14 protein-coding genes are annotated in these 12,731 nt (G+C 63.8%); 8 read left to right on the top strand and 6 right to left on the bottom strand.

Annotated elements, in window-relative coordinates; genetic code table 11:
- Positions 1 to 2: 2 nt before the first annotated feature.
- From glk to DVR09_RS05245, 3 genes are all read left to right on the top strand, one after another.
- Complete coding sequence (glk, locus tag DVR09_RS05255) at positions 3 to 974, top strand: glucokinase (protein WP_115416010.1); 972 nt, start codon at positions 3 to 5, stop codon at positions 972 to 974.
- The gene (eda, locus tag DVR09_RS05250) at positions 971 to 1,582 is read left to right on the top strand and encodes a bifunctional 4-hydroxy-2-oxoglutarate aldolase/2-dehydro-3-deoxy-phosphogluconate aldolase (RefSeq protein WP_115416009.1); all 612 of its coding nucleotides are present in this window, start codon (positions 971 to 973) and stop codon (positions 1,580 to 1,582) included. Before glk ends, eda begins: the two co-directional genes overlap by 4 nt.
- Positions 1,583 to 1,666: 84 nt before the next feature.
- Complete coding sequence (locus DVR09_RS05245; protein WP_115416008.1) at positions 1,667 to 2,323, top strand: L,D-transpeptidase family protein; 657 nt, start codon at positions 1,667 to 1,669, stop codon at positions 2,321 to 2,323.
- A gap of 6 nt (positions 2,324 to 2,329) precedes the next feature.
- On the opposite strand, the gene tilS is transcribed toward DVR09_RS05245, so the two are convergent.
- The 5 genes from tilS to DVR09_RS05220 all read right to left on the bottom strand — a co-directional run bounded on the left by tilS (position 2,330) and on the right by DVR09_RS05220 (position 7,752).
- Positions 2,330 to 3,166 (bottom strand): tRNA lysidine(34) synthetase TilS, encoded by an 837-nt coding sequence (tilS, locus tag DVR09_RS05240; RefSeq protein WP_115416007.1) that lies wholly within the window; start codon positions 3,164 to 3,166, stop codon positions 2,330 to 2,332.
- Between the two features lie 103 nt (positions 3,167 to 3,269).
- Positions 3,270 to 4,175, bottom strand: a complete 906-nt coding sequence (locus DVR09_RS05235) for a tol-pal system YbgF family protein (RefSeq protein WP_115416006.1) — start codon at positions 4,173 to 4,175, stop codon at positions 3,270 to 3,272.
- A 107-nt stretch (positions 4,176 to 4,282) separates the two neighbouring features.
- Entirely contained in the window at positions 4,283 to 5,113 is an 831-nt protein-coding gene (locus DVR09_RS05230) for a RodZ domain-containing protein (RefSeq protein WP_115416005.1), read from the bottom strand.
- A 141-nt stretch (positions 5,114 to 5,254) separates the two neighbouring features.
- Complete coding sequence (gene ptsP, locus DVR09_RS05225; RefSeq protein ID WP_115416004.1) at positions 5,255 to 7,525, bottom strand: phosphoenolpyruvate--protein phosphotransferase; 2,271 nt, start codon at positions 7,523 to 7,525, stop codon at positions 5,255 to 5,257.
- 71 nt (positions 7,526 to 7,596) lie between these two features.
- Positions 7,597 to 7,752: a YdcH family protein gene (locus DVR09_RS05220; protein WP_115416003.1), complete on the bottom strand. Its 156-nt coding sequence runs from the start codon at positions 7,750 to 7,752 to the stop codon at positions 7,597 to 7,599.
- A 165-nt stretch (positions 7,753 to 7,917) separates the two neighbouring features.
- Here DVR09_RS05220 and DVR09_RS05215 point away from each other — a divergent pair, with 165 nt between their 5' ends.
- Together DVR09_RS05215 and DVR09_RS05210 are read left to right on the top strand one after the other, a co-directional pair.
- Positions 7,918 to 8,127 carry a YdcH family protein gene (locus DVR09_RS05215; RefSeq protein WP_115416002.1) on the top strand — a complete coding sequence of 70 codons (210 nt, stop codon included), beginning with the start codon at positions 7,918 to 7,920 and terminating at the stop codon, positions 8,125 to 8,127.
- Between the two features lie 92 nt (positions 8,128 to 8,219).
- The gene (locus tag DVR09_RS05210; RefSeq protein WP_115416001.1) at positions 8,220 to 8,678 is read left to right on the top strand and encodes a DUF1465 family protein; all 459 of its coding nucleotides are present in this window, start codon (positions 8,220 to 8,222) and stop codon (positions 8,676 to 8,678) included.
- On the opposite strand, the gene DVR09_RS05205 is transcribed toward DVR09_RS05210, so the two are convergent.
- Positions 8,679 to 10,142 (bottom strand): glycerol kinase, encoded by a 1,464-nt coding sequence (locus DVR09_RS05205; RefSeq protein WP_115416000.1) that lies wholly within the window; start codon positions 10,140 to 10,142, stop codon positions 8,679 to 8,681.
- Between the two features lie 119 nt (positions 10,143 to 10,261).
- Here DVR09_RS05205 and DVR09_RS05200 point away from each other — a divergent pair, with 119 nt between their 5' ends.
- The 3 genes from DVR09_RS05200 (at position 10,262) to DVR09_RS05190 (ending at position 12,661) form a co-directional block, all read left to right on the top strand.
- Entirely contained in the window at positions 10,262 to 11,134 is an 873-nt protein-coding gene (locus tag DVR09_RS05200) for an MBL fold metallo-hydrolase (protein ID WP_115417798.1), read from the top strand.
- Complete coding sequence (locus tag DVR09_RS05195) at positions 11,119 to 11,805, top strand: DUF4230 domain-containing protein (protein WP_115415999.1); 687 nt, start codon at positions 11,119 to 11,121, stop codon at positions 11,803 to 11,805. The genes DVR09_RS05200 and DVR09_RS05195 overlap by 16 nt, the downstream gene beginning before the upstream one ends.
- Before the next feature lie 79 nt (positions 11,806 to 11,884).
- Complete coding sequence (locus tag DVR09_RS05190) at positions 11,885 to 12,661, top strand: hypothetical protein (protein ID WP_115415998.1); 777 nt, start codon at positions 11,885 to 11,887, stop codon at positions 12,659 to 12,661.
- The last annotated feature ends 70 nt before the right edge of the window (positions 12,662 to 12,731 follow it).

Raw genomic sequence — 12,731 nt, 5'->3', positions numbered from 1 at the left:
GCATGGAGATCGTCACCGTCGATATCGGCGGCACCCATGCGCGTTTCGCCATAGCCACCGCGACGGGCGACGGTAGGATTGCGCTGAGCGATCCCGAAACGCTTCATACAAAGGATCATGCGAGTTTTCGGACCGCATGGGAGAGTTTCCGCGAACGGACCGGGGGCACCCTTCCGCCCCGCGTTGCGATGGCCATAGCTGGCCGGGTCAACGATGATGTCATCCGTTTTACCAACAATCCATGGATCATCCGCCCAGCCCTGTTGAAGGAGAAGCTGGGCGTCGAACAATACTGCATTGTCAACGATTTCGAGGCGGTGGCGCATACCGTCGCACGCGTCGGCGAAGACCAGTTCATCCATCTGACCGGCCCCGACAAACCTCTTGCCCCCACCGGTCGCCTCAGCGTGATTGGCCCCGGTACCGGCCTCGGGGTTGCGCACCTCTATCGCGAAACGGACGGGGCTTACCGCGTATCCGCCACCGAAGGCGGTCATATCGACTTTGCCCCGCTCGACCAGATCGACGACGCGATCCTTGCGCGCCTGCGCAAGCGCCACACGCGCGTCTCGGTGGAGCGGGTCGTGGCAGGCCCGGCCATATCGGACATTTATCAGACGCTTGCCGCGATGGAGGGCAAGCCGGTCGCCGAGGAAGACGATGTTGCCATCTGGACGCGCGGACAGGATGGCAGCGACAGTCTTGCCGCAGCAGCGGTAGATCGCTTCTGCATGTCGCTCGGCAGCGTCGCGGGCGACATCGCGCTTGCCCAGGGTGGCTTCGGCGGCGTCGTGATTGCCGGGGGGCTGGGTTACAGGATCCGGGAAACGCTGCTCAGATCGGGCTTTGCCGAGAGGTTCAAAGCCAAGGGGCGTTTCCGGGAACTGATGGCCTCGATCCCCGTCAAACTTATCACCCACCCGCAACCGGGCCTGTTCGGTGCCGCGGCGGCCTTCGTAAGAGAGCATAAATGACCATCGGCGATATCATGCAGACCGCCCCGGTAATTCCGGTCATCGTGGTGGACGAGGTGGAGCATGCCCGGCCGCTGGCCCGCGCTTTGGTGGCGGGCGGTCTGCCGGTGCTCGAAGTCACGCTGCGTACCCCGGTCGCCCTCGACGCCATCCGCGTTATGAGCGAGGTCGACGGCGCGATAGTCGGCGCCGGAACAGTGACCAATCAGCATGAGCTTGCCGAGGCAATCGATGCGGGAAGCCAGTTCATCGTCTCACCGGGCCTTACCGAACCGCTTGGCAAGGCGGCCATTCGCGCAGGCATTCCGTTCCTGCCTGGCATCGCGAATGCAGGCGACATCATGCGCGGGCTCGACCTTGGGCTGACCCATTTCAAATTTTTTCCGGCAATGGCTGCTGGCGGCCTGCCCGCCTTGAAAGCCCTTGCCGCGCCCTTTAGCCAGTGCCGCTTCTGCCCGACCGGCGGCATCTCCCTCGCCGATGCGGGCGAGTGGCTGGCTCTCGATCCGGTGCTGTGTGTCGGGGGTAGCTGGGTCGCTCCTCGCGGGCCGGTGAACGAAAAAAACGTCGAAGCGCTGGCGCGGGAAGCTGCCGCTTTGGCCGGTTAGCTCCCGTCGTCCGGACAGTGCCGGTTCGAGACGGTTTCCAAGGTGAAACTGGAAAATTCACCATTGCAGGCGCATATTGGCCGCATGGACGTGATTCTGAAATGGATTGGTGGCGGAACCGTGGCAGCGGCGCTGGTGCTTGCAGGCATCGCCATCGGTGGCCGTGCAACGGCGGAAAACGACATGTCCGAGCCCGCCATCGAAGCGCCGACGCCCGTGTCGCAACCCGTTTTCGCCCACGGCGCGATCGCGGCTAAGGCCGCGACCGATGCCAAGCGGCTTTATACGGTTCGCCGCGTCCTGCCGATCGACGGGCCGATAAAATATGGCGAATGGCATTGGGACGATGAGAACGTTCCGGATGGCCCGCTACTGGTCACGGTCGATCTGCAGGCCCGTGTGATTTCGATATTCCGGGGCGGATACGAAATCGGCGCCGCAGCCGTCATGCTGGGTACCGATCAACACCCGACCCCCACCGGAGTCTTTCCGATCTTGTGGAAACAGAGGCACAATGTTTCGGAGAAATACGGCAATGCGCCGATGCCCTGGAGCATGTTCCTGACCAATGACGGGATTGCGATCCACGGGGGGAGCGAAGTGGAAAACGGGTATGCCAGCCATGGTTGTATCGGCGTTCCCGACGATATTGCAAAGCGCCTGTTCGCCATCGCCAAAGAGGGCGACCGTGTCGTGATTACCGACGGCAAGCGGATGGGTATGGGCGATAGCATCATCTGATCGCGCTCAACCCGACCGGCGCGGCGGCTCGGGCGAGCAGGCGTACACATCCTGCTGTTTCTCGATCAATATACCGGCAATATTGCCGCGTCTGTCGAGCGTTTTGAGGAAGCCGGCGACTTCCCCAAGCGACACGGTCTGCCCGAAGCCCGAAATGGCGCGTGCCACGAGGCGCGACGACACATCGATCGAATCCGCGATCGGTACGGCAATATGTCCGTCGGTCACTGTGACTTCGCTATCCCACAACTGATCCGCAATCGATGCGAGCGCGCGCTCGGTCTCTTCGAGATGGGCAGCGGAGCGTGCGAGGGCGAGCGGGTCGATCCAGTCCGCCTTTTCGAGTTCGCGCCTTATCCTCACACGCTCGAAGCTCTCGTCGCGGTTGCTGGGATCGTCGGCGAAAGGGGTGCCCGTCCCGCGCAGGATGGCGCGCAGCTCCTCCCTGCGGAACTGCAAAAGGGGGCGGATCACGGGAACGGGACATCCCTCGATCATCGTCGACGAACGAATTCCGGCCAGACCAGCCAGCCCGCTGCCTCTGTTGAGCCGCATCAGCAGCGTTTCGGCTTGGTCGTCGGCATGATGAGCGGTGGCGATGGCCGCCAGTTGCCGGTCGCGAGCCCACTGACCAAGAGCGGCATAGCGGGCCGAACGCGCGCGGTCCTGCAGGTTCCCCTCGGCCACTGTTACCTTGAGGATATGGCACGCGATGCCCCGCTCCTCGCATGTGCGCGCCACGAGCGCGCATTCCTCACCGGCTTCGGGCCGCAGGCCGTGATCGACCGTTGCAACCTCGATCATACGGTCGAAAAAAGCATGGGCGAGAACCAGCAGCGCCATGCTATCCGCCCCGCCCGATACCGCCAGCCCGAGCTGGCCATCGGGCCTATGCGCGCGAAAACCGGCTTCGAACCGCGCGAGAACAGCTTGGTCTAACCGCTCGTCAATCGCAATTCACCTTGGCACGGCTGGCCTCATACTGACCTTGCAGGCGGCCCGCAGCGAGCGCCGGATAGGTCTCGGAAAATTCGGCCAGGGCAATGCAGGCCCGGCGGCTATCGTCGAGCGCAATCATCGCCTCGGCAAGATAGAGCAGGCTGTCGCCCGCCCGCGCCCCGGTTTTATCTTCCTGATAATTCTTGAGGAACCAAGGGGCGGCTTCCTTTGCCTTGCCATCGTCCAGATAGGCCCGGCCCAGAAGGTTGCGTCCGTACGTCGTGCGCCAGTGTCCGGGGTTCTGCTCGACGAACAGCGTAAGCTGCTGCTGCGCCTCGGGATAGAAGCCCGCATTCCAGAGACGATAACCATAGGAATATTCATCGTCCGCCGGATCGTCGGTCTGGGGCTTGGCGATCGACTGGACTGCGGCAAGGCGCTCGTCGCTCGGGCCGGAAATCTCCGCCGCCAGCGAGCGCGAGGCGCCGGGTGCTTCCTCGCCCCCACCCGTAGTGACCGCGACCGGCTCCGGATTGCCGGCACCGCCGCCTTCCAGCGCATCGATCCGCTCGGTAAGCAATCGGATCGTATTCGCATTCTCCTCGTTCTGCGCGGTCTGGCGCTGAAGCTGCGTCTCGAGCGCATCGAGCCGTGCGAGGATATCGGTGACCGCCGTGGTCGAGGAACCCGACACGGTCGACCGCACCGAGGGCTGCGCGCTAATCTCGGGTTCGAAGAAGCGCCCGTCCCCGCCAGGAAAAACCTTGCGCTGCAAGGCTCGCACTTCGGCTTCGAGGCGCCGCAGGCGCGCCTCGTCATTGCCATCCTGCGGCAGCGCCGGCGTCGAGGTGGCGAGCAAGGCAAAACCCGCTCCGAGAAAGGACAGGTTGCGGGCGAAGGATCCGAACGTCATCGGGGGAGGCTCCTCGTGGGATATCCGTATGTTGCGAGAGTGCCCTAGCCTCGCGAATCTGTCGAGGCCATGAAGCAGGCTTATCCCCTTCCGGGGGGATGGTGCGATCAGCCGCCGCTACTGCTCTCGGTTTCGGGAGCGGCTCGATCATCGGTTCGCGCCAGCAGCGCTTCCGCCGTTACCGGCACATCCTTGATAATCTCGTCATCTTCGGAGAGTTTGGGAACGGGGCGTCCGCCGATCGTTATTGCCAGGGCATAGGGACGGCCGGTCCAGACCTGCGGCCCTTCGGCGTCCGGGGGCACCGTGAAACTGTCGCCCTCCGCCATCTGCGCTTCGTAGAGGCGTTCACCATTGGCATCGTAGAATTTGACCCATGTGCCGTCCATCTCGCTGGTGAACACCACCGGCCCGGATGCGGCAGGGGCTTCGGGGCGCTGCGAAGCCTCACCCCCGTCTTGCTGGTCGAGAGCTGCCTGTTCCTGCGGCTGGCTCAGCGGAGCAGGCCCCATCCCCGGGGCGAAATAGCTGTTATAGAAGGCGTATATCCCGCCCAATAAAAGCACTGCGGCGAACAGCGCGAACCATGCAAGACCACGCCCCGGCACACGGGCAGGATCGCCGGGTTCGAACTTGGCGGGGCCGACACCGTTCTCGTCGCCTTCCGCCAATTCCTCGCGGACCTGTTCGACGATCTCTCGCTCGTCGAGCCCGACCAGACGCGCATAGGTGCGCGAAAATCCAACCGCATAGGTGCGCGCCGGCAGATCGGCCAGCGCCCCATTCTCGATCGTCAGCAGATGCCGCTGGGGAATACGGGTTTCCGCCGCCACCTGGGCGATATCCAGCCCCGCCGCTTCGCGTGCGCGCCTCAGTCTTGCGCCAACCCGATCGGGTTCTTCCCGCTGGTCCTGCTCGTGATTGTCTTCCTCGCTCATGCGATCCCCGAATAATGCGATCCCGCGGTTTCCCCGCCTCTGGTCTTGACAGCGGACAAGCGACACGGCCGACCTTCTGTCAAGATCGCAGTATAACACATTAAACGCGTACCGACGAAGAGAGGCGGTTTCGCGACGAAATCAGTCGAGATCGATATCGTGTTGGGCCGCCCAGCGCTGAAGCTCCGCGCGCATATCGCCCGGCGGCGTAGCCAGCCAACGAGTCATCTGCTGCGTCAGTTCGTTGAGATCCACCTTGCGGACCAGTTCCTTGATCGGACCCACTGCCGCCGGCGTGATCGAAAGACGCCGGTAGCCGATGCCGAGAAGCGCCAGCGCCTCGAGCCTGCGCCCGCCCATTTCGCCGCATACGCCCAGCCTGACATTCTGCCCCACAAGCGACTGCGCGACCCGCGCCAGGAAGCGCAAAATGGCAGGGCTCAACCAGTCATACCGTTCGGCCAGCTTGGGGTTGGCCCGATCGGCGGCAAAGAGGAATTGCGTGAGGTCGTTGGTGCCGACCGAAATAAACGAGAGCTTGGGAGCGAGAATGTCGAGGGCATCGGCCAGCGCCGGCACCTCGAGCATGCACCCATATTCGATCGTTTCGGGCACCAGCTTGCGGCGCTCGCGCAGGAACCGGAGCTGGTCTTCGAACACCTGCTTTCCGGCATCGAATTCCCACGGTTCGCTCACCATCGGGAACATGACCGAAAGCGAACGGCCCCCGGCCGCTTCCAGCAATGCGCGCGCCTGCGCCTTCAGCAGGCCTTCCCGCTCTAACGACAGGCGCAAGGCGCGCCAGCCCATGGCCGGGTTCTCGTCGCGCTCGCCCACCGCACTGTCGAGATAGGGAACTGCCTTGTCCCCGCCGATATCGACGGTGCGAAACACCACCGGCTTGTCCCCTGCGGCGTCGAGCACATCACGGTAAAGCCGCAACTGACGGTCGCGCTGCGGAAGCGTGGAAGAGACGAGGAATTGGAACTCGGTTCGAAATAACCCCACGCCATCCGCGCCGCTCATCGCCAGCGCGCTCATATCGTCGCGCAGGCCTGCATTCATCATTACCGTGATGCGCGTGCCGTCGCGCGTAAAAGGTTCGACATCGCGCAATTCGGCATAGGTCGCCTGCTTCTCACGCGTTTTGGCGAAACGCGTTGCAAAGGCGTCGACCACCTGCGGCGTCGGGCGCAGCGTGACAGTGCCCTCGACTGCATCGAGAATGACCTCGTCGCCTTCCGCGACGCGGGTGCGAATGCCGGATACCCGCCCCAATACCGGCACACCCATCGCGCGGGCGACGATGACCACATGGGCGGTGAGCGAGCCCTCTTCGAGAACCACGCCCTTGAGCCGCCGCCGGTCGTATTCGAGCAGTTCGGCAGGGCCCAGATTGCGGGCGAACAGGATCGTGTCGCGCCTCAGGCCCTGCGTTGCCGCAGTGCCCAACTGGCCGGATACGATCCGGAGCAGGCGGTTGGACAGATCCTCCAGATCGTGCATCCGGTCGGCCAGCAGCGGGTCGTCGATCTCGCGCATCCGCATACGGGTGCGCTGCTGCACGCGTTCGATCGCCGCCTCGGCGGTCAACCCGCTATCGATCGCCTCGTTGATCCGGCGGCTCCACCCTTCGTCATAAGCGAACATCTTGTAGGTTTCGAGCACTTCGACATGCTCGCCACCCTTACCGAATTCCGGTTCCTTGCCGAGCGCGTCGATCTGGTCGCGCATCTTGTCGAAAGCGCGATAGACGCGTTGCCGTTCGGCCTCGATATCCTCCGCCACGACCTGGTCGATCTCGATGCGCGGCTGGTGGAATACCGCCCGCCCGGCCGCGAGGCCCTTCACCAAGGTCAATCCCTGTAGCACATCGTTTTCGATATGCGCGATTTCGAGATCGATCTGCCCTTCCTCGTCGACAAGTTCCTTGTGCGCGATAAGTTCGGACAGCACCATGGCAGTGGTCTGCAGCGCCTCGATCTCCACATCCTCGTATCGGCGCGGCTCGACATGCTGGACGCACAACACGCCGACTGCCCGTTCGCGGTAGACGATCGGTACACCGGCGAAGGAATGGAATTTTTCCTCGCCCGTCTCCGGGCGATAGGCGAAGTCCGGGTGTGCCTTGGCCTCGGCCAGATTGAGCGTTTCGATATTCTGCGCGATCGTGCCTGCCAGACCCTCGCCGATCGCCAGCCGGGTTACGTGAACCGCTTCGGGATTGAGGCCCTGCGTGGCGTAAAGCTCCAGCGCGCCCTCGCGCAGCAGGTAGATCGAGCAAACTTCGCTCGTCAGGCTCTCGGCAATGATCTCTACCACCCGGTCGAGCTTGTGCTGGGCATGGGTGCGCCCGGCCATGACCTCGTGCAGGCGGGTGAGTATCTGGCGTGCTGAAGATGCGGCTGACATAGCCGCTGCCTATACCAAATTCGTTGGCAGGCGGAAGCGGGACGCGTAGTCCCGCCCCCTGATAGCCAAGTTTAGCAGGAAGCGAGTTCTTCCTTGATAAGGAGCTTTTGCTTCTTGATCTGCTGGATCATCGCGATGTCGGGCGCCGGTCGGGTTTGCTCTTCGTGCAGGCGGGCCTCGAGACCGGCGTGCTTGGCTTTGAGCGCATCGACATGGGATGATTGCATCGGATTGTCTCCTTGACGGTTGTGCGACCTCAGGAGCGACTCGTGCGCAGGTGCGGCACGGGCCGCAGAACAAGTATCAAACCACAGGATTGATAATTTACAAAGAGCCTTGTTGAAGGCATGCGACGAAACGGTCGAACGAGGCGATTTTCCGGAAAGGTCGGCGTGAACGAACAGGAACTGCGCAAAAGGCTGGCATCGCTGCGCAGCGAGCACCGCGATCTGGATGTGGCAATCGCGGCGCTGGCGGATGCCGGTGCGCAAAGCGGTTTCGTCGACCAGTTGCAGATGGCCCGGCTGAAGAAGCGTAAGCTTGCGCTCAAGGACCGGATAGCAGCCATCGAGGATGTTCTGCTGCCGGATATCATCGCGTGAAATCGGCCTCTTGAGGCCTGGCGCGTATCAGCGCGGCACAAGTGTGGTTAATTCGCTGGCGGCAAGCGAGGCGGAGGCGTAATTGCCTTTTCATGCCAGCTCGCGACATCAACGAAGAAATCATCGAGGATCTCTATTCGGAAGCCCTCGTGCTCGCGGACGATGCGCGCGCGGCCTTCGATTTGCGGTTTCGGGACGATGTGTCCCATGTCGGAGACCTCACGCGGGTAGCGCTTTCGATCGAGGGGCTGCGCACGACCACACGATTGATGCATATCCTCGCCTGGCTGCTCAACCAGCGCGCCTACCGTGCCGGGGAGCTTTCCGAACGGCAGCTCGAGCGATGTGGAACCTTGCCAGTGGAACGCGAGCCGGACCCTGACAATCTCGCGCGGCTGGAGCCCGAGACCCGTTCTTTGATCGAGGAGAGCGAAAGGCTGCACGCGAGGGTCGCCCGCCTCGATCGGGACTGGCGCCGCGAAAGGCAGGGGGGCGATATGCCGGTCGCCTCGCTCCAGGACCGGATCGCGCAAGCCTTCGCCCCGGCCTGATCACACCGCCGCCAGCGCCTTGGCATATCGCGCAAGACGGGCTTCGCGCACCTCGATCCCCATGTCGGGCTCGAACACGCTTGCCTTCCCGCGCATCGCTCGCGCCGCGGATTCGAGAGTGTCGTGCATACCGCAGCCGACCGCGGCAAGGATAGCCGCGCCGAGCGCGGTCGTTTCGATGAAATCGGGTCGTTCGACCGGCAGATCGAGAATATCGGCCAGATCCTGCGCCATCCAGTCATTCGCGCTCATCCCCCCATCGATCCTCAGACGCGACCAGGGCGCGCCATCGGCATCGAAAGCGCTGGCAAGATCGTGGGTCTGGTGCGCCATCGCCTCCAGCGCAGCGCGGGCGATTTGCGCGCGCCCGCTGGCGAAGCTGAGGCCCGAAATCACGCCGCGCGCATCGGGCAGCCAGTGCGGCGCGCCAAGCCCGGCCAGCGCAGGCACGATCACCACTTCGCCGCTATCTTCGATCGAGCGGGCCAGCTCCTCGGTCTCCGCGGCATTGCCTATCAGCCCGAGCTGGTCGCGAAGATACTGCACGAGGCTGCCCGCGACGAAACACGCGCCTTCAATGGCATAGGTCCGCGTGCCGTTCTCCTGGTAAAGCACGGTGCCGAGCAGGCGATGGTCCGAATGCGGGATATCCCGCCCCTTATTGGTCAGCACGAACGCGCCGGTGCCATAGGTCGCCTTGGTCTCGCCGAACGCAAGGCATCCCTGGCCGATCGTCGCCGACTGCTGATCGCCCGCAAGGCCGCAGATCGGGATCGCCGCGCCGAGCAGGTCGGCGTCGCATTCGGCCAGCCGTCCATGCGTATCGACCACTTCGGGCAGCGTGGCACGCGGTACGCCGAACAGTTCGCACATATCCTCGTCGAACTGCGCCCCGTCGAGCGCCAGCAGCAGCGTGCGGCTGGCATTGCTCGCATCGCTCAGATGCGCGCCGCCCGACAGTTTGAACACCAGCCAGCTTTCGACCGTGCCGAAAGCCAGCGTTCCCTGTGCTGCGGCAGCGCGCACGCCTTCGTCATGGTCGAGCAGCCAGCGCATCTTGGTGCCCGAGAAATAGGGATCGAGCAGCAGGCCGGTCCGCTTCTGAACCTCGGCTTCGTGACCGTATTCCTTCATGCCCGCGCAGAATTCCGCTGTCCGCCGATCCTGCCATACGATCGCGCGCGTCAGCGGCTCGCCGCTGGTTCGGTCCCACGCGACCACGGTTTCGCGCTGATTGGTGATACCGATCGCGGCGATGCGTCCGGCATCCCCGCGCACGACCTCGCGCGCGCAGGCGAGCGTCTTGTCCCAGATCTCGGCCGCATCGTGTTCGACCCAGCCGGGCTTCGGATAATGCTGCGTAAGGTCCTTCTGCGCGACCGCTTCCACCGTTCCATCGGGTGCGAAAGTCATCGCCCGGGTGGAAGTGGTACCTGCATCGAGGACGAGTATGTGTTCTCCCATGCGGCTCTTCTGCCGCTCGGCTCGATCCGATGCAACGCCCTGCTGAAAGCAGAACTCGACCGGCCCGGGCACAATCTGTCTCGACTTCGCGCGATCCGAACCTCTAGAGTTGTATGGCAATGGCTGGAATTCCTCCCAAACCGTGGCCGACCGGCAAGGCGATGCAGCTCGAACCGCTGGTCCGCCGCGTGCTCGCTCCCAATCCGTCGCCCTATACCTTCACCGGAACGCAGACTTATATCGTCGGCCTCGGTGATGGCTGCGCGGTGATCGATCCCGGACCGGACGAGAAAGAGCATCTGCTCGCGCTCGATGCGGCGATCGGCGAGGAACATGTCTGTGCGATCATGTGCACGCATACGCATCGCGACCACTCGCCGGCCGCGAAGACGCTGGCGGCCAGGACCGGCGCGGCCATCGTCGGCTGCGCGCCGCTGGTGATCGACAGCAACCTGCCGCGTTCCGATGAGGCTTTCGACCCGACCTATGAGCCCGACCGGGTGATGGAGGACGGCGAACGAATGACCGGCCCCGGCTGGACGCTGACCGCCGTGGCGACGCCCGGTCATGTCTCCAACCATCTGTGCTTCGCCCTGGAGGAGAGCGGCGCGCTGTTTACCGGCGATCATGTGATGGGCTGGTCGACCAGCGTGGTGATCCCGCCCGATGGCGACATGGGCGATTACATGAAAAGCCTCGACAAGCTCTATGCGCGCGAGGATCGGGTTTTCTATCCCGCGCATGGCGAGGCGGTCGAAAAACCGCGCCAACTGGTGCGCGGCATGATCGGCCATCGCCGCCAGCGCGAGAACCAGATCGTGCGCCATCTTGCCGAAGGACCGCATGAGGCGGCCGATTTCGTGCCCAAAATGTACAAGGGGCTCGACCCCAAACTGCACAAGGCAGCCGAGATGTCGGTCACCGCGCATCTGATCGATCTGGAACAGCGCGGCCTCGTCGCCCGTTCGGGCGATGTATGGCAGACGATCTGAAGACCGAGACACCCGAAATCCAACCCGAGGTTCGGCGCGAGCAGCCGCTCGCCCGCATCCAGGCGGTGCCGTGGCTGATCGTGATCGTCTTGCTGGCCGCCGTCGCCTGGCTCGGCTGGCGGGCCTTTTTCTATCAGGAAGAGGGCGATCCGGTGGGCAGCGCGATGCTGGCCTTCGAAAAACAGAATTCGCTGACTGTCTTCTCCTCCCGCTTCGAAGTCGTCGCGGAAAGTGTCGACCGGCGCGGCGTGCTCAATCTCGACCTGCTGGAAAGCCGTCAGGCGGCGATCATCCCGGCGACGGTCGAATACCGCCTCGACCTGTCCAGCATGGACCGCGACCGGTTTGCCTGGGACGAGGAGCGCGAGACGCTGAGCGTCATCCTCCCGCCGCTGCGGATTTCGCGCCCCAATCTCGACGAGGGTGCGCAGAAGACCTTTACCGAGGGCACCTATGTCAGCCGCGATGCGAGCGCGGATCTGGCGCGCAACAATTCGCAGCAGGCCGAGCGCAAGGCCGCCGAATTCGCCAAGAACCCGCAGGTTCTCGCGCTTGCCCGGCAAGCGGCAAAGGATGCGGTGCGGCAGAACCTCGCCATCCCGATGCAGGTCGCGGGCTATGGCGACGTCTCGGTCGAGGTGCGCTTCGACGGGGAGCCCGCGCCCGAGTGATTTGACCTTGTCCCGGCGCCGCTATAGGCCTTGGCCAAAAGACAGATCGGTCGCTTGGCTTAGGGGGGGGCTTGGGACCATGGCCATCGCAACCGCGCCGCGTGAAACGATCGTTCACGGCGATACGCGCTTTTTCACGATCATGGCTTTCGTCATGTCGTTCATCATCGTCGCCGGATTTTCGGTCAATCTGGCCATGGGCCGGTCGAGCTTCGACGTGCCCGCTGCCTACCACGTCCACGCTCTCGTCTTCATGGGCTGGATCGGCCTTTATCTCGCGCAGCATGTGACGGCGTCGCAGCGCAATTGGAAGCTCCACGCCGCGCTCGGCAAATTCGCCTATCTCTGGGTTCCGGCCATGGTGATCGCGGGCGGCGCGATCATGATCGTGGTCGCGCGCCGCACGGGCGGCCCGTTCTTTTTCGACGTGAACGAATTCCTCATCAGCAACCTGGCCCTGCTGCTGTGCTTCGGCGGCCTTGCGCTATGGGCACTGCGCCGCCAGCGCTACAATGGCTGGCATCGCCGCCTCATGCTGTGTTCGATGGCGGTGCTGACGGGACCCGGCCTTGGCCGCCTGCTTCCCATGCCGCTGATGATCCCCAATGCCTGGACCATAACGACGGCCGCCACGATGGTCTTTCCGATCATCGGGATGATCGCGGACAGGCGCGGGCACGGCGGCATCCACCCGGCCTATCGCTGGGGACTGGGCATGTACGCCGCGACCTTCATCGTTTCGATGCTGCTTGCCTATTCCCCGATGGGCTACGCTTTCACCGAATGGGTCATCGCCGACAGCGCCGGAGCAGAGCGTCCGATGGAGGCCTTCCTCCCGCCGGGCTTCGCCATGTGACGGGATGCAAACGCGCTTGCCCGGAACGCACTCGCCATCGCGTCCGTTGCAGCTATAAGCGCCTCACACG

Source organism: Erythrobacter aureus (assembly GCF_003355455.1).
Taxonomy (GTDB): domain Bacteria; phylum Pseudomonadota; class Alphaproteobacteria; order Sphingomonadales; family Sphingomonadaceae; genus Qipengyuania; species Qipengyuania aurea.
This window is presented reverse-complemented; position numbering and strand designations above follow the sequence as displayed.

Excerpts from the sequence above, each read along its gene's own strand:
- ptsP (WP_115416004.1), bottom strand. The coding sequence starts at position 7,525 with ATGTCAGCCGCATCTTCAGCACGCCAGATACTCACCCGCCTGCACGAG.
- glk (WP_115416010.1), top strand. The coding sequence starts at position 3 with ATGGAGATCGTCACCGTCGATATCGGCGGCACCCATGCGCGTTTCGCC.
- DVR09_RS05205 (WP_115416000.1), bottom strand. The coding sequence starts at position 10,142 with ATGGGAGAACACATACTCGTCCTCGATGCAGGTACCACTTCCACCCGG.
- DVR09_RS05230 (WP_115416005.1), bottom strand. The coding sequence starts at position 5,113 with ATGAGCGAGGAAGACAATCACGAGCAGGACCAGCGGGAAGAACCCGAT.
- tilS (WP_115416007.1), bottom strand. The coding sequence starts at position 3,166 with ATGGCGCTGCTGGTTCTCGCCCATGCTTTTTTCGACCGTATGATCGAG.
- DVR09_RS05210 (WP_115416001.1), top strand. The coding sequence starts at position 8,220 with ATGCCAGCTCGCGACATCAACGAAGAAATCATCGAGGATCTCTATTCG.
- DVR09_RS05220 (WP_115416003.1), bottom strand. The coding sequence starts at position 7,752 with ATGCAATCATCCCATGTCGATGCGCTCAAAGCCAAGCACGCCGGTCTC.
- eda (WP_115416009.1), top strand. The coding sequence starts at position 971 with ATGACCATCGGCGATATCATGCAGACCGCCCCGGTAATTCCGGTCATC.
- DVR09_RS05200 (WP_115417798.1), top strand. The coding sequence starts at position 10,262 with ATGGCTGGAATTCCTCCCAAACCGTGGCCGACCGGCAAGGCGATGCAG.
- DVR09_RS05245 (WP_115416008.1), top strand. The coding sequence starts at position 1,667 with ATGGACGTGATTCTGAAATGGATTGGTGGCGGAACCGTGGCAGCGGCG.
- DVR09_RS05195 (WP_115415999.1), top strand. The coding sequence starts at position 11,119 with ATGGCAGACGATCTGAAGACCGAGACACCCGAAATCCAACCCGAGGTT.
- DVR09_RS05235 (WP_115416006.1), bottom strand. The coding sequence starts at position 4,175 with ATGACGTTCGGATCCTTCGCCCGCAACCTGTCCTTTCTCGGAGCGGGT.
- DVR09_RS05190 (WP_115415998.1), top strand. The coding sequence starts at position 11,885 with ATGGCCATCGCAACCGCGCCGCGTGAAACGATCGTTCACGGCGATACG.